The sequence below is a fragment of the Bacillus sp. A1 genome, from assembly GCF_042296235.1.
GTDB classification, from domain to species: domain Bacteria; phylum Bacillota; class Bacilli; order Bacillales; family Bacillaceae; genus Bacillus; species Bacillus velezensis.
This window is the reverse complement of sequence record NZ_CP141181.1, coordinates 2,946,915-2,969,410: the sequence shown is the minus strand read 5'-3', so window position 1 is coordinate 2,969,410 and position 22,496 is coordinate 2,946,915. Positions and strand designations below refer to the sequence as shown.

Here is a 22,496-nt window from a genome sequence, read left to right as displayed (position 1 = left end):
AGACATGCGCATTTTACGCTGTCTCTTTTTTTAACGGTTTCTTTTTTGCCGCAAGGTGCATTGCGAATTTGCCGATCAGCCCGATGACAAAAAATGCAGCAAACCACCAGTAATAGGTTTTCGCGAACTCAAATCCTAAATGTCTTGATAAAATGATGACGAACATCACATAGGGAACACTTGAAAATATGATGCGAAGAATATTCAAACTGCCGCTCCTCCCAGATGTTACACTTAAAGATGTGCTTTTTTCCATTATTTCATAGTAATTGATGTTTCTTGAAAAGTAAACACAAAAAGAGTCGGCCCGCTTATGACAGGCCGATTCTTTATTTGCCGGCAGATTTCTTTTCAATCGCTATAATAAACGGCGGGTCGTTTCGCTGGTTGAGAAAGCCGTAGCTCAGCACGCGCGCTTTTTCCTGATCAAGATTGCTGCAGTACTCCAGTAATGCACTTTTTTCCGTCTTGCCTTCAGGATGCCCGTGGTACACAACGAGAACGATCAGCCCGTTCTCCTTCAGCAGTTCAAGGAGCTGTTCGATCGCGGAAATGGTTGAGTGACCGTTTGTCGTAATGCTTTTATCGCCGCCGGGCAGATAGCCGAGATTAAAGACGGCGCAAGCCACACGACCGAGCGCATCTTCAGGCAGCGATGCCTTTATTTGATCATGGCTCTTATGGTGAAGCGTGACGCGCGGGCCGAAGTCGGCACCGAGCCGCTCCTTCGTTTTAGCGAGTGCGTCCGCTTGAATATCAAAAGCATGAACATGTCCTGTCTCACCGACAAGGCCGGCCAGAAAATATGTATCATGTCCGTTGCCCATCGTCGCGTCAACCGTGATATCACCTTCCTGTGCGGCGGACTTCAGCAATTCTTTACTGAAAGGGAGGATGTGCATCAAGGTCATAGGGCGGTCTCCTCCCCGATCTTTCTGAAGAGCTTCCCTTGATAGCTTCCCCGTGTTTCCAGCTCTTTTTGAATGGCGCCCAGTACTTCCCACTTATTGACGCTCCACATCGGTCCGACCATTAATTCGATCGGCCCGTCTCCCGTAATGCGGTGAACAATCATTTCCGGGGGAATGATTTCGAGCTGATCACATACAAGACTTACATATTCTTCTTGAGAAAGGAACTCCAGCTTTCCTTTTTCATATTGCTTCACCATCGGTGTGCCTTTTAATAAGTGAAGCAGGTGAATTTTAATGCCTTGCACATCCAAATCAGCGACGGCTTTGGCCGTCTCCATCATCATGTCCCTGTTTTCAAGCGGAAGCCCGTTAATGATATGGGAACAAACGCGGATGCCGTGTTTTCTCAGTTTATTGACACCCTCAACATAGCAGTCAAAGTCATGGGCGCGGTTGATCAGAAGGGCGGTCCGCTCATGCACGGTCTGCAGCCCGAGTTCAACCCATAAATAGGTCCGCTCATTCAGTTCGGCCAAATATTCCACGACATCGTCCGGCAGGCAGTCCGGACGGGTCGCGATCGACATGCCGACAACGCCGTCAAGCTTGAGGACGGATTCAAATTTTTCACGCAGCTCCTCTACCGGGGCATGCGTATTCGTGAACGCTTGGAAATATGCGATATATTTGCCGTCTTTCCACTTTTCGTGCATACGGTTTTTGATATCGTGAAATTGCGTGAGTAAGTCATCGGCCCGATTGCCGGCAAAATCGCCGGAGCCCGCCGCGCTGCAGAATGTGCAGCCTCCGTGTGCAACCGTGCCGTCCCGATTCGGGCAGTCAAAACCGCCGTCAAGCGCGACTTTAAACACTTTATGCCCGAAATGCTCCCGCAGATGATAATTTAATGTATGGTACCGTTTTTCCGTATTTGAATAAGGAAAAGGGTTATTCTCGTTCAATGTTCAAAAAGCCTCCCTCACATCAGATGCATCCTAAAATTGTAGCATGAATGATGGGGGTTCACAATCTGAAAACAGGATGCGGCTTTCTTTTGTTTATTATGACTGCAGGCAGGATTCTCATTCCTTTAGCTTAAACACGGAAAATTTGGTTCTCTTTCCTTCAACCTTCGGGTGTTATTATTTTTGGTCCGCTCAAACTAAGTTTGATTTCCCATTCACTGAGGAGGGGTTTCGTTGGCAACAAGACAATCAGTAGATGAACATCTCCAAAGAAGCGAACAGGCGTATGAATTTGCGAATGAACAATTTATGACCGCTTCGAAACAAGAGCATTATAATGATAATGAGTACAGTGAAGCGCAAATGATGCTTGAAAACGCGGTGAATGAATTAAACAAGCTGTCATTATCTGCGAATGATCAGCAAAGAGAGCAGCTTTACCGAATGAGATTGCAGCTGCAGACCTTGCAAAACAATATGATTTTGCAGCGTAATTTTGATTACTGACCGCTCCGTTTCAAATGGTTCAGCCAACCTGCCGGAATCCCGGCGGGTTTTTTTGTATTTTTTTAAAAAAAGAATTGACAATAGGGCGGAGTGTGTTTATTGTATTACGTGTACTACTTGATGTAATACACATAAAACACTCGAAAAATGAAATCGACATATAAATGTTAAGCATAGGGAAGGGGAACTTTCATGAAAAACAAAAGATCCGTAAAACAAGATGTGCCTCTTATTATCGCCGCCTCGGTTTTGGCCAGCAGTCTGTTTGCCGTTCTTGTCGTCATCGGATTTCAATGGCAGAACATTTAAAGAAAGAGAGCAGCTCGTAAAAGAAAGAAGGGAAGTAAATGATTCAAATCGATCCGAGAAGCTCAACTCCGATTTATGAGCAGATCATACAGCAACTGAAAGAGCTTTGTTTAAAAGGGATCATGAAGCCGGGGGATAAACTTCCTTCTGTCAGGGAATTGGCAACGATCATTATCGCCAATCCGAACACAGTCAGCAAAGCGTACAAGGAGCTCGAACGCGATGGTGTCATTGAAACGCTGAGGGGAAGAGGGACGTATATATCGGAGAATGCAAAAACGACATTGGTTGAAGGGAAGATGACGATGATAAAAGAGCAATTGAAACAGCTCATCATCGATGCCCATTACGCGGGAGTTGAGCTGGAGAAGCTGCAGGAATGGATAAAGGAAATCAGCGCTGATCTGAAAGGAGGCAAGGATCATGATTGAATTGCGGAATCTCTCAAAAACAATAGACGGTAAAGAAGTGCTCAAGGATATTTCGCTCACCATCGGAAAAGGGGAAATTTTCGGACTGCTCGGGCGAAACGGATCAGGGAAAACAACACTGCTCCGGCTCATTCAGCAGATTCTGCTGCCGGATCAAGGGACGGTTTTATTTAATCAGGTGGAAATAAAGCGACATCCGAAAGTAAAACAGAACATCATTTATATGCCTGTTGAAAATCCTTTTTATGACAAGTATACATATAAACAGCTTGTTGCGATTGTAAGCAGAATCTATCCGAATTTTGATGTGACTTACGCCAATGAGCTGATGAACAGGTACGGCATTCCGGAAACGAAGAAATACCGTGAATTATCGACAGGCCTGAAAAAACAGCTTGCGCTCGTCCTTGCCTTTGCTTCACGTCCGGCTCTTATCCTTTTGGATGAACCGACGGACGGAATTGACGCCGTAACGCGTCATGACGTGCTTCAGCTTATGGTGGATGAAGTGGCTGAACGGGAAACGAGCATTCTGATTACCTCACACCGTTTAGAAGATATTGAGCGAATGTGCAACCGGATCGGGTTTTTGGAAGGAAATCAGCTGACGAATGTGATGGACTTGGATGATATGAAGGAAGAGTACATGAAAATTCAAATGGCATTTGAAGAGGACGTCGCCTTGAAGATCAGAGAACAAAACATACCGATTCTCGACCATGCCGGTGTGTTTTATACGGTGCTGATTCAAAAGAACGATGAAAAGAAAAAGAACTTTCTGCAAGAGCTGCAGCCGAAAGTATGGAACGAACTTCCTGTGAACTTAGAAGAAGTCTTCATCGCGAAGTTCGGAGGGAACCGGAGATGGTAGACAGGGGATTGCTGTACAGGGAATGGGTGCAGAATCGAACTGTTCTTGTGATGGTCGGTATTTTTTTAGCGGCGGTCAATCCATTTGAAGTGTTAAATACCTATCTGGTCTATCAAGGCTGTCTGGACACCCCGGAAGCATATTGTAACTTTTATGTGAATTCTCTGGAGAGCGGAATGCTGAACTTAAACTGGGCGCCCGCTGTCATTTTGGCGGTTTGCTTATTCGGACTGGAGCGTACGAAAGGAACGATTGATGCGCTGTTCAGTCTGCCTTATTCCCGCGCTCAGGTGTTTCACACTAAATTTTGGCTCGGGGCGGCGCTCATTACCGGCGCTCAGGTGATCGGCTACGGGCTGGCTGAGCTGCTCATTCTTCTGTTAAAGCCTGAGCGCGTATATTTCTTTCACCATTACAGCGTCGGAGAGATTATTGTGAGTGTTTTGGCTTTTACATTGGTTGCGAGCGCAGGCTGCTTAACGGGCAATACATTCGCCCAGCTGTTAACGGCGTTTACTGTGTCGATATCACCATACTTGATCATTACGTTGCCATTGTCCAATGTAGAAGTCATCTTCGGAGCCGGCATGTATGAGCTGATGCCGTCAGTCGATGCTTATATCAAAGTATACAATTTTTTTCAATATCTGAATCCAATAACGTACGGTGATACCGATTGGGTATCTGCCAGCAAGTATATATTAATCATTCCGGCAGTGATGAGCATTGTATTTTATGCCATCGGGTACTTTTGCTATGTCAGGCAGCCGGTGGAACGGAACGGCCGTTTTTTTCTCTGGAGACAGCTTGACCGGCCCATTCAGATTGTGGTGATCATAATCGCCGTTCTCGGTTTTGGCCTGGCGGGGTACTCGACGGGACATACGATGACAGGGTATGTGGCCGGGATGCTGGTCGGAGGAGCGATCGGATTTTTGGTCAGTTATTTTGTGATTTATAAAAAAACGAAGCATGTGTAAGAGAGGAGGACCGGAATGATACCGCGGGGATTGTTGTACACAGAATGGAAAAAAAATCAGTGGTTGTTTTTATGCAGCGGCATTCTTTTAATGGCGGCAAACCCTTTTATGGTTTATAACAACTACTCAACATATCAAGAATGTTTGAATAACCCAGCTCTTCAAGATTGTGAATTCGTTGTCAATTATACGAATGGGTCGCCTCTTTCCTTCAGCTGGATTGTGAGTGTCATCATTGCCGTCTTCTTATTAGGCTTGGAACGGACAAAGGGAACGATGGATGCCTTGTTAAGCATGCCTTACAGCAGAGGCCAAATCTTTCAGACGAAATTCTGGCTCGGCGGGGCAGTCATTGTTGTTCCTCAGGCGATAGGCTATGGAACGGCGTCATTGCTGATATCTTTGCTGAAACCGAGCCATACGTACGATTTTGATCATTTTTCAATCGGAATGATTGTCATCAGTTTTATGGCTTACGCCTTGTTAATGGCATCCGGCGCATTAACGGGACAGATATTCGCCCAGCTGTTAACGGCGTTTACCGTCACAGTTCTGCCCTTTTTACTCATCGGTCTGCCGGCCGCGAATTTGGAGGTCGTATTCGATTTTAGTGTCGGAGATCAATTTTCTTTTATCAGCAGTTATATCGAATCCCGTCTTTTTATATTTGTAACCCCTATTGGATATGTGTTTAACGACTGGATCAGAGAAAGGGATTTGATTTTAATCATTCCGATTGTGATGAGCCTTGTCTTTTATCTGATCGGTTACGTCAGCTTTCTGAAACATCCGAATGAACGGAACGGCAGATTCTTTCTTTGGAGAAAATTGGACCGGCCGGTGCAGATCTTGGTGATTGCCTTTGCCGTTATGGGTTTCGGCGTTTTCGGATATGGGGTCACAGACACGATGTTCGGCTATTTAGCCGGCATTATCTTCGGCGCGATTATCGGGTTTTTCATCAGTTATTTTACGGTTTACAGGAAGTCAAAGCATATGTAGATCTGTTTGAAAATGAGCAGTTTGGAGGAAGGCAAGGTGCCGATTAGCGGTTTGCTTTATAAAGAATGGAAGCAGCGGCAGACGCTGCTGCTTCTTACATCGGGGTTCTTAGCTATTTTAGGCCCTTTGGCAATTATAAATGAGTATTTTCACTATAAGGATTGTTTAAAAACACTTCATCAATATTCAGGTTCAGTTTGTACGTTCAGCATTGATTACAGCAATCGGAATTTGATTGGGCTGCATTTCATTCCTCCGGTTATGATGGGGCTTTTTCTGATAAGAGGAGGCAGGGCTGAAAGGATGTTTACACTGAGTCTTCCGTATTCGAGAAGCCGGATATTTCATACGAAGTTTTTCTTGGGAGCAGCCGTGTTAGCCGGCTCGCAGTTTGTTTCTTACGGAGTATCTGACCTATTGTTTCTAGCGCTTAAACCTGACGCTGTCCATCATTTTCAATCATTCAGCTCAGGGATGCTGGTCATCAGCTTGATGATTTATGCATTAGTGACAGCTGCCGGCACGATAACGGGCAATTTAGCGGCGCAGCTGATCACGGCGTTCACGGTTTCCGTCTTTCCGATCGTGGTTATGACGATTTACTTGTTAAACGCTGAGTTCCTTTTTGGCAGGCAGGCTGTGCCGGATATTGATTTCCCTTGGAGCGGATTTCTGATCTATTTCATGCCTGCCGCTTACATCCATACCTCATGGATGTATTACATGAAACACGCATTGTTAATTTCCGCAATTATGGGATTTTGTTTCTATCTATTCGGCTATGCGAATTTCCTGAAAATGCCGAGTGAACGAAGCGGACATTTTATCCTAAGCAAACACATTGAACGCACCATTCAAGTGCTCGTCATGGTGCTCAGTATGCTGGGAAGTGCGGGGGTATGCGGATATGCTTATAACGGTTCGTATACCGGTTACATATTCGGCATGCTTATCGGCGCGGTGATCGGGTTTTTCATCAGTTATTACTTCATCTATAAAAAAACGAAACAGATATAAGGGGGAGTGGTGTACATGATAGAAGTACAGCATATTGATCATTCATTTAAAATCGGCAGGAAAGGCAGAGAGAGTGAGGTTCCGGTATTGAAGGATGTTTCTTTGACCGTTGAAAAAGGGGAAATCGCCTGTATCGTCGGGCGGAGCGGTTCCGGAAAATCAACGCTTCTGAATTTAATTTCCGGATACATAGCGCCGACGAAGGGCCGTATCGTCATTAATGGCACTGATGTGACGGGCTTCAGTGAAAAAGAGTGGGCGCAGTTCCGCCTCGGGCATTTCGGTTTTATTTTTCAAAGTTTTCAGCTCATTCCGAGTCTGACAACCTATGAAAATGTTGAAATGCCGCTTGCCTTAAAAGGCGTCAAACCGTCTGAACGCAAGCAGAAAGTCGCGGACATGCTGAAACGGGTCGGACTTGAGAATCATGCGAATCATTATCCGAATGAGCTGTCAGGCGGCCAGCAGCAGCGTGTCAGTATCGCAAGAGCCCTGATTTTAAATCCGTCGATTATTTTAGCTGATGAGCCGACGGGAAGTCTCGATTCAGAAACGGAGCTTGAGGTGCTTGCGTTAATTCAGCAGCTGAACCGGGAGCGCGGGATTACATTTGTCATCATTACGCATGACGATGAAGTCGCTTCGATCGCGCATTCAAAATTCCAGCTGCATGACGGTGTATTAAAAGGGGGCGTTACTGTTGAGATTTAAGGATCAGATTCACTTTATCAGAAGAAATATGAAGAAAAACCGGCTGCGTGTTTTCATGACGGTGCTGGCAACGACAATGGCGTGCGCGTTTTTGGTCGTGCTGGCGTCCGTCGGATTCGGCATCCAAAAAACGATTACAGACATTACGATGAGCCAGCAGATTGTTACGGAAATCAATGTGCTCGGCCAAGAGAACGGAAAAGCCGTGAAGAAATCAGACTTGGAAAAGTATAAGAATGTCAAGTCTGTCGTTGAAAGAACACAAGTGTATGAACCGAATAAAGCGTCGTTAGGAAACCGAACAAATGAAGATTCTGCCATTGTGCTGACAAACATGAACGATGAAGTCAAAGCCAATATGGAGCTTGATCAGGGAAGGGTCGCCCGTACAGAGAATGAAATCGTGGTCGGCTATGATTTTGCGAAGAACCTATTGACGAAAAAAGAGGCTGACGCTTACGACAAAGAGTTAAAGGATCACCAAGGCGACATGTCGGAGGTGAAAAAACCAAAAGGCTATACGAAAGACCTGCTTAATAAAACGATACAGCTGAGCATCTCCAAAACAAACAAAGACGGAGACGTTGAGAAAACGAAAACGTACGACTTCAAAGTAGTCGGAATTACAAAAAAACCGTCCCAAGATTGGATAGAAGATACAAATATTTTTGTGAGTGATCAATTCAAGAAGGACTTCTCAACATTCTTGGATCTGAAGAATGGAAATGTGGAAAAAAACATCAATGTGTATGCGGACAAATTCGATCATGTCGATCAGATTACCCATGACCTCACGGATGACGGCTTCTATGTCAGGTCTGTCACAACCGAGCTGAAGGGCGTCAATACCTTTTTCCTCGTCTTTAAAATCGGCCTGATCTTTGTCGGCTTTATCGCCGTCGTGATTTCTGCCATCGGTATTTTCAATACGATGACAATGGCGGTTACGGAAAGAACGCAGGAAATCGGGATTATGAAAGCGATCGGCGCAAGCCCGTCCATCATCCGCAGAATGTTCCTGATGGAAAGCGCCTATATCGGGATATTAGGTTCTGTCATCGGGATTATCATTTCTTACGGAGTGAGTTTTGCCGTCAATCTGGCTGTGCCGGTTATCTTGAAAGCGGTAGGGGGAAACACCGGAGCTGAAGATCTTCATTATACCTTCTCCTATATCCCGCTCAGCCTCGTTGTGATCGCAGTTGTCATTTGTGCGGGGGTCGCGGTGATTTCCGGTATGAATCCGGCCCGCAAAGCGACAAAAACCAATGTTCTGACTGCATTAAGAAGAGAACTGTAAAGGAAAAAAGCCGGCTGGACATCAGCCGGTTTTTCCTCTATCTATCAGAAAAGGGCGGATACCATGTTTCACATTTTGTTAATAGAAGATGATAACACTTTGTTTCACGAGATGAAAGAGAGATTAACGGGCTGGTCATTTGCGGTGCACGGAATAAAAGATTTCAGCCGGGTCATCCGGGAGTTTTCCGAAATTAAGCCTGATTTGGTGATCATTGATGTACAGCTGCCGAAATTTGACGGCTTTCATTGGTGCAGAATGATACGCTCCCAATCAAACGTGCCGATTCTCTTTTTGTCCTCGCGCGATCATCCCGCGGATATGGTCATGTCGATGCAGCTCGGGGCAGATGATTTTATTCAGAAGCCTTTTCACTTTGATGTGTTAATCGCGAAAATACAGGCGGTGTTCCGCCGTGTGCATCAATACGGCACAGAACCGGCGCTGATGAAAAGATGGTGCGGGGCGGTCATTGACACAGAAACCAACACGGTCAGCCGTAAAAACGGTTCGGTCGAGCTGACCAAAAACGAAATGCTGATCTTAAAACTGCTGGCTGAGCAGAAAAATAAAATCGTCAGCCGGGAAGAACTCATCAGAAGCCTATGGAATGATGAGCGTTTCGTCAGTGATAATACGCTGACGGTGAATGTCAACCGGCTGCGGAAAAAACTCGATCAATTAGGCATCGGGAAAATGATTGAAACCAAGGTGGGGCAGGGATACATCGCAAAGGAAGAAGACGGTCTTTATGATTAAGTCATTTCTGCTCGAAAGAAAAAGCTGGATCGCGATGTTTCTTTTGCAGCAGGCTGTGCTCCTTTTTGCGGCATATATTGATCCGTCTATTCCGTTTTTTTCGGTGCTGTATTTCGTTTACCTGTCGCTTCTTGTGTTTCTTGTATTTCTCTTGTTCCGCTATCGTAAAGAGACCGCCTATTATAAAAGCTTAAGAGAGTGGGACGCCAATTTAGACATATCTTATCTTAAAGCGCCTGACAGTCCGTTTGAGTCTATCGTTGAAGAAAGCATTGAAGGGCAGACAGAGCAGTTAAGAAAAAGCTCACTTCATCTTCAGGCGGCGTCAGAGCATGAAAAGGACGATCTGATGTCATGGATTCACGAGGTCAAAACACCGCTGACAGCGATGCATCTCATGATCGAGCGCCTTGATGAACAGCAGCTGAAAGCCCCTTTGCTGTATGAATGGCTGCGGATTCACCATCTCCTGGACCAGCAGCTTCATCAGAAACGATTGTCCTTTATTGAAAATGATTTATCATTCCAGCGAATTCAGCTCAGACCGCTCGTTTTCAAAGAAATTAAAAATCTGCAATCATGGTGTATACAAAAAGGGATCGGGTTTGACATTCAGCTTGATTCACCAGACGTTCACAGTGACGGAAAATGGCTTTCCTTCATCATCAGGCAGCTGTTAAGCAATGCCGTCAAATACAGTGAGGCGGATGACATTACCTTAAAGAGCTATGAACAAAACGGCCGGGTGCATGTGGATATCGAAGACCGCGGCATCGGCATCGAGCCCAAAGATCTTCCGCGCATTTTTGAAAAGGGATTTACCTCGACGCGAATGAGGCGTGATCACGCGTCAACGGGGATGGGCCTGTATTTGGCTCAAAAAGCCGCGGCTCCGCTTCTTATCCGGATCAGCGTGCGCTCTGAGCCGGAAAGCGGCTCGGTTTTTACCTTGGTGTTTCCGAAACAGAACGATGCCGTCAGCATGTTCAGCGTGTGACAAAAGTGTCACATGCTTTTCTCTTTTGTTCGCTTAATCAAACGAAAAAAACGGTTTCTGTTTTTAAAATAAAGATAACCAATGTAAAAGGAGAATCATAACGTGATGATTTTAGAAGCAGGCAATATACAAAAAAGCTACGGAAACAAGCTGAATAGACAAGAGGTGCTGAAAGGAATTGATCTTCAGATTCACAAAGGGGAATTCGTCAGCATTATGGGCCCGTCGGGATCAGGGAAAACGACCCTTTTGAATGTGCTTTCCTCCATTGATAAAGTGAGCGCGGGCACCATTAAACTGAATGAGACGGAGATTACATCCATGAAAGAAAAACAGCTTGCCGAATTCAGAAAACGGCATCTTGGCTTTATTTTTCAGGATTATAATTTATTGGACACCCTGACCGTGAAAGAAAACATACTCCTGCCGTTATCCATTACGAAAATGTCTAAGAAAGAGGCGGACCTGCGATTTGCCGAGACGGCAGAGGAGCTTGGGATCTATGATTTGCGACATAAGTATCCGAGTGAAATTTCCGGCGGGCAAAAACAGCGGACGTCTGCCGCAAGAGCTGTTATTCACGAGCCGGGCATTATTTTTGCTGATGAGCCGACCGGAGCGCTCGATTCAAAGGCTGCCATGGATTTACTGAATAAACTCAGCCGTCTGAATCAAAAACGCCGCGCCACCATTGTGATGGTGACGCATGATCCGGTTGCCGCCAGCTATTCCGGACGTGTGGTTTTCATTAAAGACGGCCGTGTGTATACACAGCTGAATAAAGGCGGCCAGGACAGACCGGACTTTTTTCAGGATATTATGAAAACGCAAAGTGTATTGGGCGGAGTTCAGGCATGAGTATTCATCATTTGATCTTCCAGAACCTGAAAAAGAATATGAAAAACTATTACCTTTACGTTTTTGCGCTGGTGTTCAGCGCCGCCCTTTATTTCGCGTTTGTCACGATGCAATACGATCCGGCGCTTGATGAAATGAAAAGCTCCATAAAAGGAGCGGCGGCAATCCGGGCCGCCTCTGTACTGCTTGTGGCGATCGTGTCGGTATTTCTTTTATACGCCAACACCATTTTTATTAAACGGCGCGGCCGGGAAATCGGCTTATTCCGATTAATCGGCATGACGAAAATGCACATTTTCCGCATACTCAGCACAGAAAATTTCATTTTGTATTTCGGATCGATTTGGATCGGTATTTTTGCCGGCTTTTCTCTCTCGAAATTATGTATGATGATGCTGTTTCATACAGTCGGTGTGAAAGCCTCTGTCTCACTGTTTTTTTCAAGCAAGGCGTTCGTTCAGACGTTAATTGTGTTCGGGGCAATTTACCTGCTGATTATGATGATGAATTACTTATTTATTAAACGGCAAAGCATTTTGTCTTTATTTAAAACCGCGTCATCGTCAGAAAGCGGCATAAGGCGGCTCTCTTGGGTGCAGATGGCGATCGGCGTTGTCGGTATCGGGGCCATTATCGCCGGCTATGCCGTGTCCGCGGATTTATTTGGAGGCAGTTTTACGAGCATGAATGAACTGTTTTCGGCAATGGTGTTTATTCTCGGCTCGGTCATTATCGGAACCTATCTGTTTTATAAAGGTTCGGTCAGCTTTCTGGCAAATCTCATCCGGAAATCAAAAGGCGGATATCTGAATGTCAGTGAAGTGCTGTCTTTGTCATCCATCATGTTCCGGATGAAGTCAAACGCCGTCCTGCTGACGATTATTACGACTCTTTCGGCGCTGGCAATCGGTTTGCTGTCTCTAAGCTATATCTCGTACTATTCCGCGGAAAAATCGGCTGAGCAAAATACAGCCGCGGACTTTGCCTTTGATAACCAAAAGGAGACTGACTCATTTACCGCTTTATTGAAGAAAAACGGAATTGAACACAAAGTGAAAACAATCAAGACCATTCAAGCCGGTGTCAATATGAAGAACATCATAAACGGCGATATGAAAAGCTTTCAACAAGACCCGTCCAGCTTGGCGCTGCCGATTATAAGCGAGAAAGACGCAGAAGGGACGGAGCTTTCTGACGGAGAAGCCGTGTTTACCGGATATAATGATATGATGAAAAGATTTCTCGACCTGAAAACGTCAGGTTCCATTGATATAAACGGCAAAACGGATAAAATACCGCTGGCGTATAAGGGCTTGAAGAACGACTTCCTCCTGTCATATACATTTACAAGCGGAGGGCTGCCGACCGTTATCGTCACGCAGCAGGTATTTGATCGGATCGAGAAAGATATCGACCCGTCCATCCAGGGAAAATCAAATCGGTTTTTCGGCATTACACTCAAACGTGAAGAGGACATCCAAAAAGCTGATGGTCTGTTTCAGGCGCAGCACTATTCTGACGGCGCGCTTTCACAATTTGAAACGGCTGACACCCAAAAGAAAAACATGGGGCTGATCATGTTTATTGTCGGCTTTTTGGGATTAACCTTTCTGATCACCTCAGGCTGTATCCTTTATTTTAAACAAATGGGCGAGTGTGAGGATGAGAAGGCTGATTACACGATATTGCGGAAGCTCGGCTTCACAACGGGGGATCTGCTGAAAGGCATCCGACGGAAGCAGGCGTATCATTTCGGGATTCCGCTCGTTCTCGGGCTGTTCCACAGCTATTTTGCCGTTCAGTCAGGATGGTTTTTATTCGGAACGGAAGTGTGGACGCCGATGATCATCGTCATGGCGCTGTATACGCTGCTGTACTCCATCTTCGGCATGCTGTCGGTGCTATACTATAAAAAGGTCATTCAATCCGCCTTGTAAAACAAGTTGAGGAGCCTCCGCATAAGCGGAGGCTTTTTTTGTATGAATAGAAGAAAGCGATTTTTAAAAGAATAGACATACGTCATTTTCTCGCGCGGGGGAGCCTTATGCAGAAGTATTTTCAATTGAAATCTGAAACAGGAGCCTTTCATCTTTTTTCCAAGGAACACATTTTCACGCTGTTGATCATCGGATTGCTGGGGACGGGCGTGATCATGTTCCGGAAAAAGCTCAACCAGAGGCGGCCGAATCGCGTTTTCCGCTATGTGCTGTTCATTCTCCTTGCCGTGTCGCAGATCAGCTATCATATATGGCTGCTATGTCATCATGCCTGGTCGCTGAAAACAGCTCTGCCGCTGCAGCTGAGCGACCTTTCCGTCTATTTGGCGATGCTGATGGTCATGACAAAAAGCAAAAAACTGTTCGCCTTCCTCTATTTTGCCGGTTTGGGCAGCGCCGTACAGGCGATGGCAACACCTGATTTAGGGGCGTATTCTTTCCCGCATTTTCGGTACATCGTGTTTTTCGTCTCTCACGGCTGTGTTTTTCTTACCTGTCTATTCATGGCTGCTTCAGAAAGGTACAGGCCGTCGGCGCGCGGGCTGTGGGTATCGGTGCTGATCGTAAATCTGTACGGGGCGTGTGTCTTTTTTATTGATCGTGTGCTGAATGCAAATTACCTATATTTAATGAAAAAACCGAAGACCGCTTCGCTTCTGAACGTTTTCGGACCTTGGCCGTGGTATCTTCTATCAATGGAAGCGGCGGTGATATTGAGCTTTTTCATTCTGTATATTCCGTTTTGGCTGCTGAGGAAAAGAGCATGAGGCCGGCCTGTTTTTATGAATACAATCATTTGTAATTTTTTCAACATTCCGGCATTATTTTTTTCAGATTCTGGTGTTGAAAAAAGACGTCCGCGGCGATAGAATGAATGTGCTATGATAACGTGTTCGATACGGAGCCGCGGCTTGCGGTTTCCGTTTTTTCATGGGATTTTTTATAGAGAGAGGGGGATCGGTATGCCGCGCGCTTTGAAGATATTAATCATCGGAATGTTTATCAATGTGACGGGCGCATCTTTTTTGTGGCCGCTGAATACGATCTATATTCATAATCATTTAGGGAAATCGCTGACTGTTGCGGGGATTGTTCTGATGCTGAATTCCGGTGCCAGTGTGGCGGGGAATTTATGCGGCGGATTTTTGTTTGATAAAATCGGCGGATTCAAATCCATTATGCTCGGCATTATGATCACATTGGCAAGTCTTCTCGGACTCGTTCTGTTTCACCAATGGCCTGTTTATATTTGGCTGCTCATCATTGTCGGCTTCGGTTCCGGTATCGTGTTTCCGGCCAGTTACGCCATGGCGGGAGCGGTATGGAAAGAAGGCGGGCGGAGAGCTTTTAATGCGATTTATGTAGCTCAGAACGCAGGTGTCGCCGTCGGCTCGGCACTCGGCGGGATGGTTGCGGCGTACTCGTTTACGTACGTGTTTTTAGCCAATGCTATGCTGTATGTGCTGTTTTTCCTTATCGTATTTTTCGGGTTTCGAAATATCAAAACCGGAAATGCGAGCCAGGTTTCTGTCCTGGACTACGAGCCTGTCAGCAGCAGAACGAAATTTACGGCGCTTCTCATATTGAGCGGCGGGTATGTTCTCGGGTGGATTGCCTATTCTCAGTGGTCCACAACCGTTGCGTCACATACTCAAAGCATCGGTATGCCGCTTTCATTATACAGTGTGCTCTGGACCGTAAACGGAATATTAATTGTCGCCGGACAGCCTCTCATAGGAGTTGTTTTGAAAAAATGGTCCGGTGCGTTAAAAACGCAGATGGTCATCGGCTTTTGTATTTTTATCGTCTCGTTCGGCGTGCTTCTCAGCGCCAAGCAATTTCCGATGTACCTCACCGCAATGGTGATTTTAACCGTCGGAGAAATGCTTGTCTGGCCTGCCGTGCCTACCATTGCCAATCAGCTTGCGCCTAAGGGGAAAGAAGGGTTTTACCAAGGATTCGTCAACAGTGCGGCGACGGGCGGCAGAATGATCGGGCCGCTTCTTGGCGGCGTGCTGGTTGATCAGTACGGAATGAGCGTGCTGCTGTTGATCCTGATGGTGCTTCTTGTTGTCAGCATCGCAGCGACGGTGCTGTACGACAAACGCCTGAAAACCGTTAGTAAACAAAACGTCCAAGTGCGATGACGACATAAAAAAATCCCGCTGTTTCGGCGGGATTTTTTTGTTTATACGACCGGAAGCACGTTGACCGCGTCCTTAACGTTTAAATATGTCTTTAATGAAGAAAAGCTGGCATCAAGCTGATTCATTCTCATGGCGAGGGAAGGCTTGATCCCGGTGATAATCAATTCCGTGCCGATTAATTTAAGCAGGTGGTGCAATTTGAAAATCCGGTCTGCGGTCTGTTCGTTTACCTCGGCCAGACCTGATAAGTCTATAATTAAGTAATCATCTTTAGATGCGGTTAATATGTCCGTCAAAGTTGTCACGATTGAATCAAATCGTTCTTCCGTTAAGTTTCCCACTAACGGCAAAGCGGAGATGCCGTTTCGGATCGGAACAATCGGCGTTGACAGTGTCGTGATTTCTGCGAGGGAATCCTCAAGGAGCTTTTCGTATTCTTTCTGCTCTGTGATGTCTTTTTGAAAACCGACAAAATAGAGCTTGTCTTCAACATACAGAGGATCAATGTTGAGTTCATTCCAAAATGGGGTGCCGTCTTTTTTGACATTTTTCAGCCGCACCGTGATCTTTTCTTTCTGGTTTAAGCTCTTTCTTATTTTCGCGACTTGTTGACGGTCGGTTTCTTTGCTTTGCAGAAATCTGCAGTTCTTACCTAATATCTCTTCGGAAGAGTAGCCTGTCATATCCATAAATCCCTGATTTGTATATATGATGGGATTGTCCTCAAGAGAGGGGTCTGTAATCACCACGCCGATACGTGCGTGATCAAGCGCCTTTTTGATAAGCTCCAGCTGCTCCGGTTTTCCGAATACATTTGAGTCAGCCATGTAAAACCCCCTTTTGGCCGTAAAGCTGCGCGCTTTTTCAGCCATTGTTTCTCCCCTTTTTAAATGAATCTACAGTAACCGTAGCATAACATATGTTCTGATTCAAGCAGCCGAAGTTTGCAATTTGTCATTCGGGCTTGTCCTCATATACACTGAATATATAAGGGGAAGGCACATCATCGCTAAGTAAGTGACTAGGTCATTGTCACTGGGTGAAAAATGAATCTAATGCATCAAGCTTACCGATCATGTGTTCACATATAATGGAAGAAACAAGCTTTTTACTTTCCTGCTCAATCGCCGGTATGTAGATATCGAAAATCATCGTATTCGTAAGGGGGCTGGATGGCCTGAAGTCGCTTTACTAAATAAGGGCTTTAGGAAGGTGATGAAGATGCTGCATCAGGTAATAATTGCTTGTGTAATTGGAGGAATCATGGGGGTTCTCGGTCATGTGAAAAAGAGAGGCAGGCTGGAGAAACCCAGAATGACAAAGCGGTTTATCTATCTCGGTTTTTTGGAAGATGGTTTTATCGGAATGGCTGCTTCCATCTTACTTGTCTTATCCGCTGACCCCGATTCAGGAATTCAACTCGTCATCTTATCCATAATCGCAGGCTACGGCGGAGAAGCTGTTCTCAGGAGCTTTGATTTTGTCAGAGAACAAAACAGTGATTCGGCCGAAGCAAAACCACACCAGCAAAAAAATCCTCCATCAAAATAATATCCCCGCTCACGACCCGTTCCGGGTACATTCCCATTGTATACAAACCTGCTTGCACTTATGAACAGAATTCTATAAAATACAGGTAAGATTACGGTAGCGATAAGAACAGTGAAGAGGAGCAGTAAGAAGCAGATTTTGCAATCAGAGAGTTGACGGCCGGTGCAAGTCAATCAAGTCTGTTTCCGAACTCGCCTCAGAGTTGCAGCGGCAAAACCGCTGACGCATAACTGCGTTAAAAGTATCAAGTGAGTGTGGCTTAAAAGCGCGCTAACGAGGGTGGTACCGCGGGAAACAAAAATCTCTCGTCCCTTTTTGGGATGAGGGAGTTTTTTTTAGTTTTAGAATAATCTGAATACAATCTTCCTCATCCCGTCAATACTTGGACTACATACGCCGTATTCAATCAGAAGGAGGTTTTTACGTTGAGTTTTCAGCACGAAAAAATAGAAAAGAAATGGCAGAATTACTGGTTGGATCATAAAACGTTCGCCGTCAGTGAAGAGAATGACAAGCCGAAGTTTTACGCGCTTGACATGTTCCCGTATCCTTCAGGAGCCGGCCTTCATGTCGGACATCCGGAAGGCTATACGGCAACCGATATCCTTTCGCGCATGAGACGCATGCAAGGATACAATGTGCTTCATCCGATGGGATGGGACGCGTTCGGGCTTCCTGCCGAGCAATACGCGCTTGACACGGGGAATGATCCGGCTGAGTTCACAAAACAAAATATAGATAATTTCCGCCGTCAGATTCAATCACTCGGATTTTCTTACGATTGGGATCGTGAAATCAATACGACTGATCCGGACTATTACAAGTGGACGCAATGGATCTTCACTAAGCTGTACGAAAAAGGGCTCGCTTACGTAGACGAAGTGCCGGTCAACTGGTGCCCGGCGCTCGGAACGGTGCTTGCGAACGAAGAAGTCATTGACGGCAAAAGCGAGCGGGGCGGCCATCCGGTTGAACGCCGCCCGATGAGACAATGGATGCTGAAAATCACCGCTTATGCGGACAGGCTTCTTGAAGATTTAGAAGACCTTGACTGGCCGGAAAGCATTAAAGACATGCAGCGCAACTGGATCGGACGCTCAGAAGGCGCAAACGTGCATTTCGCGATCGACGGCACTGATGACACGTTTACGGTGTTTACGACAAGACCGGACACGCTGTTCGGCGCGGCTTATGCCGTACTGGCTCCTGAGCATGAGCTTGTGGAGGCCATCACGACGCCTGAACAAAAAGAAGCGGTAGACGCTTATGTTAAAGAAGTACAGGCGAAAAGTGACCTGGAACGGACGGATCTTGCGAAAACAAAAACAGGCGTCTTCACGGGCGCATATGCCGTAAACCCTGCAAACGGAGAAAAGCTGCCGATCTGGATAGCGGATTATGTCCTCGCCTCTTACGGAACGGGCGCTGTAATGGCCGTGCCGGCGCATGATGAACGTGATTTTGAATTCGCCAAAGTGTTCAGCCTGCCTGTCAAAGAAGTCGTAAAAGGCGGAAACACGGAAGAAGAAGCGTACACGGGAGACGGAGAGCATGTCAATTCCGGCTTTCTGAACGGACTGAATAAAGCGGAAGCGATTGAAAAAATGATCGCCTGGCTTGAAGAAACGAAAAACGGTGAGAAAAAAGTGACATACCGCCTGCGTGATTGGCTGTTCAGCCGCCAGCGCTATTGGGGCGAGCCGATTCCGGTTATTCATTGGGAAGACGGCACGTCAACAGCCGTTCCTGCGGAAGAGCTGCCGCTGATTCTGCCGAAAACCGATGAGATCAAACCGAGCGGAACAGGTGAATCACCGCTTGCCAACATTAAAGAGTGGGTGGAAGTCACTGATCCTGAAACGGGCAAAAAAGGCAGAAGAGAAACGAACACGATGCCGCAATGGGCGGGAAGCTGCTGGTATTTCCTCCGCTTTATCGACCCGAAAAATCCGGATCAGCTCGCTTCACCTGAGAAACTGGATAAATGGCTGCCCGTTGATATTTACATCGGAGGAGCGGAGCATGCCGTGCTTCACCTTCTGTACGCGCGTTTCTGGCATAAATTCCTCTACGATATCGGTGTCGTGCCGACGAAAGAACCGTTCCAAAAGCTGTATAACCAAGGAATGATTCTAGGGGAAAACAATGAAAAAATGAGTAAATCCCGCGGAAACGTCGTCAATCCGGATGAAATTGTGGCGTCTCACGGAGCAGATACGCTCCGCCTGTACGAAATGTTTATGGGGCCGCTTGATGCATCTATCGCCTGGTCTGAATCAGGTCTTGACGGAGCTCGCCGCTTCCTTGACCGTGTATGGCGTTTGTTTATCGAGGAAAACGGCGAGCTGACGGGCAAAGTGACAGAAGGCGCGGGCGAAACTCTTGAGCGCGCCTATCATGAAACGGTCATGAAAGTGACAGAAAACTTCGAAGCCCTTCGTTTTAACACGGGCATTTCTCAGCTGATGGTCTTCATTAATGAAGCTTACAAAGCGAATGAACTGCCGAGAGAATATATCGAAGGTTTTGTGAAGCTGCTTTCTCCTATTGCGCCGCATTTGGCGGAAGAACTGTGGGAAAAACTCGGGCACGAAGGTTCGATTGCATACGAGGCTTGGCCTGCTTATGACGAATCAAAACTGGTGGATGATGAAGTGGAAATCGTCGTCCAGCTGAACGGAAAAGTAAAAGCGAAATTAATGGTTCCGGCTGATGCTGATAAAGCAGCGTTAGAACAGCTCGCACAAGCTGACGAAAAAGTAAAAGACCAGCTTGAAGGAAAAACGATCCGAAAAATCATTGCCGTACCGGGCAAGCTTGTCAATATCGTGGCAAACTGACCGGACGAAGCCCCTCTCCTACAGAGAGGGGCTTTTTTATCAGGCCTCTATCATAGAAATTGCACCGCAGGCTTTGGTATACTTAACACCATAAAGATGAATGGGAGTGTCACACATTGAAAATAAATGAAATCAGCACAGCCGCACTGGAAGAAAAATTAAAAGCGGGAGAAGAGCTGTATCTGATTGATGTCAGAGAAGACGAAGAAGTTGCCGAAGGAATGATTCCGCAGGCCGTTCACATCCGCATGGGAGACATCCCTGAGAAGATGGATGCGTTAGACAAGGACAAGGAATATGTATTTATCTGCCGTTCCGGAAAAAGAAGCATGAACGTTTGTATGTATTTACATGAGCAGGGCTTCCGTACGGTTAATGTTGAAGGCGGCATGCTGGAGTGGGAAGGCGAAACAAAGCCGAAGAAATAACGCTTTGAAGTGGAAGAAGAAAAGGGACGTGCGTCTTTTTCTTCTTTTTTTATAAAAAAACGGGAGGCGAATCAGGTGAAACCGATGATCCGCGCTATGAAAACAAACGATATCAAACAGGTCCGGCAAGTCGCAGAACGCAGCTGGCATCATACGTATGAAGGGATTATTCCCAGACACATTCAGGATCAGTTTCTCGAATCCGCCTATCAGGATGAGATGATGGAACGCCGGCTCTTGCATTCTCTGTTCTTTGTGGCAGAAGAAGAAAGGCGAGTGCTCGGTTTTGCAAATGTCACCCCGGTTCAAAAAGACGGAAATGCGGAGCTGACCGCCATCTATATTGACCCGGATTGCCAGGGAAGCGGGATAGGAACGGCACTCCTTAAAGAATGCATCAGGCAGTCCGGCGGGGTAAAAAAGCTTTATGTCCATGCAGAAAAAGAGAACCGCATCGCCTTGTCCTTTTATCAAGCGAAAGGGTTTCAATGGGTATGTGAATTTGAAGAAGACTTTAGGGGACACACCTTACAGACGGTCAAACTAGTGCTGAACATATAAAGCGATCCAGCCTTTCCGGGGCCGGATCGCCAATGATCAGTGATAAGCCGGGAGCCGGTCTTTGTGCGCTTCAAATAAGTCATCGCACAAAGATATGATGTCATTCATGGAAAGCTCGGCGCTCGTATGCGGGTCAAGCATGGCCGCCTGATATACGGCTTCCTTTTTTAAAGTAACGGCCGCTTCGATGGTTAAAAGCTGTGTGTTAATGTTTGTTCTGTTGAGCGCCGCGAGCTGCTCCGGAAGTTCGCCCGAATAGCACGGCATAATGTGGTTTTTGACGGCTGTGCAAGGCACTTCAACGACCGCTTTCGCGGGCAGATTCGGTATCAGCCCGGTATTCAGCACATTGCCGCCGAATGTGAACGGACGGCCCGTCTCCATCGCTTCTATAATTCTCGAACCGTATTCTTTTGAGCGTTCATGCGTCAGGTTTTGGTTGTTGATGATGCCGTCTCTCATCGTTTCCCAATTGTTGATTTGTTCCGCGCATCTCCTCGGATATTCATCAAGCGGAATTTGGAGTTCATCTATCAGCTCCGGATACCGGCTTTTTATAAAATACGGGTGATATTCGGCATTATGCTCAGATGATTCCGTTACGTAGCAGCCGAATTTATCCATCAGCTCAAACCGCACCATGTCCTTATGTTTCGTCTTTTGTTTTTCGCGTGCCCGTCTTTTAATTTCCGGATATAAATCAATTCCATCTTTTTTAATCTCCAAAAGCCAAGCCATGTGGTTGATGCCGGCAATGCGTTCTTCCGTACCTTCATGATCCATGCCGAGTGAGTCAAACAGATCTTTGGTACATACCTGGACGCTGTGGCACAGGCCGACCGTTTTGACATTTGTATGTCTGAGCATCGCTCCGGTCAGAGAGGCCATCGGATTTGTATAGTTTAACAGCCACGCATCCGGGCAGACCTCTTCCATGTCTTTTGCGATGTCAAATAAAACGGGGATGGTGCGAAGGGAACGGAAAATGCCGCCTATTCCGACGGTATCGGCAATCGTCTGGCGGAGACCGTACCGCTTCGGGATGTCAAAGTCAATAACCGTCGCGGGTTTATAGCCTCCGACCTGAATGGCGTTTATCACATAGCCGGCGTGTTTAAGCGCCTGTTTTCGGTCATCGTAGGAGATGATGGATATACTCGTATTGTAGCGGTCTCTCATGTTTTCCAGCATGAGCTGGGATTCTTTCAGCCGTACAGCGTCAATATCATAAAGCGCGAATTCAAACCCGTTTAATGCTTCAGTCAGTAAGCAGTCCCCCAGTACATTTTTTGCGAAAATCGTGCTCCCCGCTCCGATAAACGTAATTTTCTTCAACAGAAATTCCTCCCTT

Annotated in this window: 23 protein-coding genes and 1 other annotated feature; of the genes, 18 read left to right on the top strand and 5 right to left on the bottom strand. The window is 46.3% G+C overall.

Annotated elements, in window-relative coordinates; translation table 11 throughout:
• Positions 1–13: 13 nt before the first annotated feature.
• The 3 genes from U2H13_RS14505 to U2H13_RS14495 all read right to left on the bottom strand — a co-directional run bounded on the left by U2H13_RS14505 (position 14) and on the right by U2H13_RS14495 (position 1,876).
• Positions 14–208 carry a hypothetical protein gene (locus U2H13_RS14505; protein ID WP_003152265.1) on the bottom strand — a complete coding sequence of 65 codons (195 nt, stop codon included), beginning with the start codon at positions 206–208 and terminating at the stop codon, positions 14–16.
• A 121-nt stretch (positions 209–329) separates the two neighbouring features.
• Positions 330–911, bottom strand: a complete 582-nt coding sequence (locus U2H13_RS14500; protein ID WP_121984742.1) for a class I SAM-dependent methyltransferase — start codon at positions 909–911, stop codon at positions 330–332.
• Entirely contained in the window at positions 908–1,876 is a 969-nt protein-coding gene (locus U2H13_RS14495; protein ID WP_007408822.1) for a TIGR01212 family radical SAM protein, read from the bottom strand. The genes U2H13_RS14500 and U2H13_RS14495 overlap by 4 nt, the downstream gene beginning before the upstream one ends.
• A gap of 237 nt (positions 1,877–2,113) precedes the next feature.
• Between U2H13_RS14495 and U2H13_RS14490 the strand changes: the two genes are divergently transcribed.
• The 14 genes from U2H13_RS14490 (at position 2,114) to U2H13_RS14425 (ending at position 15,765) form a co-directional block, all read left to right on the top strand.
• Positions 2,114–2,386 carry a YtzC family protein gene (locus tag U2H13_RS14490; protein ID WP_003152272.1) on the top strand — a complete coding sequence of 91 codons (273 nt, stop codon included), beginning with the start codon at positions 2,114–2,116 and terminating at the stop codon, positions 2,384–2,386.
• 347 nt (positions 2,387–2,733) lie between these two features.
• Positions 2,734–3,126 (top strand): GntR family transcriptional regulator YtrA, encoded by a 393-nt coding sequence (gene ytrA, locus U2H13_RS14485; RefSeq protein ID WP_014418691.1) that lies wholly within the window; start codon positions 2,734–2,736, stop codon positions 3,124–3,126.
• Positions 3,119–3,997, top strand: coding sequence for an ABC transporter ATP-binding protein (locus U2H13_RS14480; protein WP_003152276.1), 879 nt, complete (start codon positions 3,119–3,121; stop codon positions 3,995–3,997). The genes ytrA and U2H13_RS14480 overlap by 8 nt, the downstream gene beginning before the upstream one ends.
• On the top strand, positions 3,991–4,977 hold the full coding sequence (locus tag U2H13_RS14475) for an ABC transporter permease subunit (protein ID WP_072176865.1): 987 nt from the start codon (positions 3,991–3,993) through the stop codon (positions 4,975–4,977). The genes U2H13_RS14480 and U2H13_RS14475 overlap by 7 nt, the downstream gene beginning before the upstream one ends.
• A gap of 15 nt (positions 4,978–4,992) precedes the next feature.
• Complete coding sequence (locus tag U2H13_RS14470; protein WP_021494491.1) at positions 4,993–5,979, top strand: ABC transporter permease; 987 nt, start codon at positions 4,993–4,995, stop codon at positions 5,977–5,979.
• A gap of 36 nt (positions 5,980–6,015) precedes the next feature.
• Positions 6,016–6,996 carry a hypothetical protein gene (locus U2H13_RS14465; protein ID WP_014418688.1) on the top strand — a complete coding sequence of 327 codons (981 nt, stop codon included), beginning with the start codon at positions 6,016–6,018 and terminating at the stop codon, positions 6,994–6,996.
• Positions 6,997–7,011: 15 nt separating this feature from the next.
• Positions 7,012–7,707: an ABC transporter ATP-binding protein gene (locus U2H13_RS14460; RefSeq protein WP_007408816.1), complete on the top strand. Its 696-nt coding sequence runs from the start codon at positions 7,012–7,014 to the stop codon at positions 7,705–7,707.
• Positions 7,697–9,007: an ABC transporter permease gene (locus U2H13_RS14455; RefSeq protein WP_179156111.1), complete on the top strand. Its 1,311-nt coding sequence runs from the start codon at positions 7,697–7,699 to the stop codon at positions 9,005–9,007. The genes U2H13_RS14460 and U2H13_RS14455 overlap by 11 nt, the downstream gene beginning before the upstream one ends.
• 63 nt (positions 9,008–9,070) lie before the next feature.
• A complete protein-coding gene (locus U2H13_RS14450) occupies positions 9,071–9,766 on the top strand; it encodes a response regulator transcription factor (RefSeq protein WP_014418686.1) in 696 nt (231 codons plus the stop codon).
• Complete coding sequence (locus tag U2H13_RS14445; protein ID WP_014721692.1) at positions 9,759–10,763, top strand: sensor histidine kinase; 1,005 nt, start codon at positions 9,759–9,761, stop codon at positions 10,761–10,763. The genes U2H13_RS14450 and U2H13_RS14445 overlap by 8 nt, the downstream gene beginning before the upstream one ends.
• A 102-nt stretch (positions 10,764–10,865) precedes the next feature.
• Positions 10,866–11,621 carry an ABC transporter ATP-binding protein gene (locus U2H13_RS14440; RefSeq protein ID WP_029974130.1) on the top strand — a complete coding sequence of 252 codons (756 nt, stop codon included), beginning with the start codon at positions 10,866–10,868 and terminating at the stop codon, positions 11,619–11,621.
• The gene (locus tag U2H13_RS14435; protein WP_174532444.1) at positions 11,618–13,558 is read left to right on the top strand and encodes an FtsX-like permease family protein; all 1,941 of its coding nucleotides are present in this window, start codon (positions 11,618–11,620) and stop codon (positions 13,556–13,558) included. Before U2H13_RS14440 ends, U2H13_RS14435 begins: the two co-directional genes overlap by 4 nt.
• A 107-nt stretch (positions 13,559–13,665) precedes the next feature.
• Positions 13,666–14,385, top strand: coding sequence for a TIGR02206 family membrane protein (locus tag U2H13_RS14430; RefSeq protein ID WP_128496818.1), 720 nt, complete (start codon positions 13,666–13,668; stop codon positions 14,383–14,385).
• A 195-nt stretch (positions 14,386–14,580) separates the two neighbouring features.
• A complete protein-coding gene (locus U2H13_RS14425) occupies positions 14,581–15,765 on the top strand; it encodes an MFS transporter (RefSeq protein ID WP_017418406.1) in 1,185 nt (394 codons plus the stop codon).
• Between the two features lie 41 nt (positions 15,766–15,806).
• Here the strand turns inward: U2H13_RS14425 and U2H13_RS14420 are convergent, their stop codons facing one another.
• Positions 15,807–16,592, bottom strand: a complete 786-nt coding sequence (locus U2H13_RS14420) for a PAS domain-containing protein (protein ID WP_025649747.1) — start codon at positions 16,590–16,592, stop codon at positions 15,807–15,809.
• 388 nt (positions 16,593–16,980) lie between these two features.
• Between U2H13_RS14420 and U2H13_RS14415 the strand changes: the two genes are divergently transcribed.
• The 4 genes from U2H13_RS14415 to U2H13_RS14400 all read left to right on the top strand — a co-directional run bounded on the left by U2H13_RS14415 (position 16,981) and on the right by U2H13_RS14400 (position 21,145).
• Positions 16,981–17,316: a DUF4257 domain-containing protein gene (locus tag U2H13_RS14415; RefSeq protein WP_015418038.1), complete on the top strand. Its 336-nt coding sequence runs from the start codon at positions 16,981–16,983 to the stop codon at positions 17,314–17,316.
• Positions 17,317–17,418: 102 nt separating this feature from the next.
• Positions 17,419–17,632: a binding site (T-box leader), on the top strand.
• A gap of 109 nt (positions 17,633–17,741) precedes the next feature.
• The gene (leuS, locus tag U2H13_RS14410) at positions 17,742–20,156 is read left to right on the top strand and encodes a leucine--tRNA ligase (RefSeq protein WP_029974135.1); all 2,415 of its coding nucleotides are present in this window, start codon (positions 17,742–17,744) and stop codon (positions 20,154–20,156) included.
• 116 nt (positions 20,157–20,272) lie between these two features.
• Entirely contained in the window at positions 20,273–20,584 is a 312-nt protein-coding gene (locus tag U2H13_RS14405) for a rhodanese-like domain-containing protein (RefSeq protein ID WP_007613212.1), read from the top strand.
• A gap of 84 nt (positions 20,585–20,668) precedes the next feature.
• A complete protein-coding gene (locus tag U2H13_RS14400; protein ID WP_125778519.1) occupies positions 20,669–21,145 on the top strand; it encodes a GNAT family N-acetyltransferase in 477 nt (158 codons plus the stop codon).
• A gap of 36 nt (positions 21,146–21,181) precedes the next feature.
• Here the strand turns inward: U2H13_RS14400 and melA are convergent, their stop codons facing one another.
• Complete coding sequence (gene melA / locus U2H13_RS14395) at positions 21,182–22,480, bottom strand: alpha-galactosidase MelA (protein WP_021494482.1); 1,299 nt, start codon at positions 22,478–22,480, stop codon at positions 21,182–21,184.
• Positions 22,481–22,496: the final 16 nt, after the last annotated feature.

Coding starts and splice junctions, on each gene's coding strand:
- U2H13_RS14400 (WP_125778519.1), top strand. CDS start 20,669: ATGATCCGCGCTATGAAAACAAACGATATCAAACAGGTCCGGCAAGTC.
- U2H13_RS14475 (WP_072176865.1), top strand. CDS start 3,991: ATGGTAGACAGGGGATTGCTGTACAGGGAATGGGTGCAGAATCGAACT.
- U2H13_RS14470 (WP_021494491.1), top strand. CDS start 4,993: ATGATACCGCGGGGATTGTTGTACACAGAATGGAAAAAAAATCAGTGG.
- ytrA (WP_014418691.1), top strand. CDS start 2,734: ATGATTCAAATCGATCCGAGAAGCTCAACTCCGATTTATGAGCAGATC.
- U2H13_RS14420 (WP_025649747.1), bottom strand. CDS start 16,592: ATGGCTGACTCAAATGTATTCGGAAAACCGGAGCAGCTGGAGCTTATC.
- U2H13_RS14450 (WP_014418686.1), top strand. CDS start 9,071: ATGTTTCACATTTTGTTAATAGAAGATGATAACACTTTGTTTCACGAG.
- U2H13_RS14415 (WP_015418038.1), top strand. CDS start 16,981: ATGAAGATGCTGCATCAGGTAATAATTGCTTGTGTAATTGGAGGAATC.
- U2H13_RS14460 (WP_007408816.1), top strand. CDS start 7,012: ATGATAGAAGTACAGCATATTGATCATTCATTTAAAATCGGCAGGAAA.
- U2H13_RS14480 (WP_003152276.1), top strand. CDS start 3,119: ATGATTGAATTGCGGAATCTCTCAAAAACAATAGACGGTAAAGAAGTG.
- U2H13_RS14445 (WP_014721692.1), top strand. CDS start 9,759: ATGATTAAGTCATTTCTGCTCGAAAGAAAAAGCTGGATCGCGATGTTT.
- U2H13_RS14430 (WP_128496818.1), top strand. CDS start 13,666: ATGCAGAAGTATTTTCAATTGAAATCTGAAACAGGAGCCTTTCATCTT.
- U2H13_RS14500 (WP_121984742.1), bottom strand. CDS start 911: ATGACCTTGATGCACATCCTCCCTTTCAGTAAAGAATTGCTGAAGTCC.
- U2H13_RS14425 (WP_017418406.1), top strand. CDS start 14,581: ATGCCGCGCGCTTTGAAGATATTAATCATCGGAATGTTTATCAATGTG.
- U2H13_RS14435 (WP_174532444.1), top strand. CDS start 11,618: ATGAGTATTCATCATTTGATCTTCCAGAACCTGAAAAAGAATATGAAA.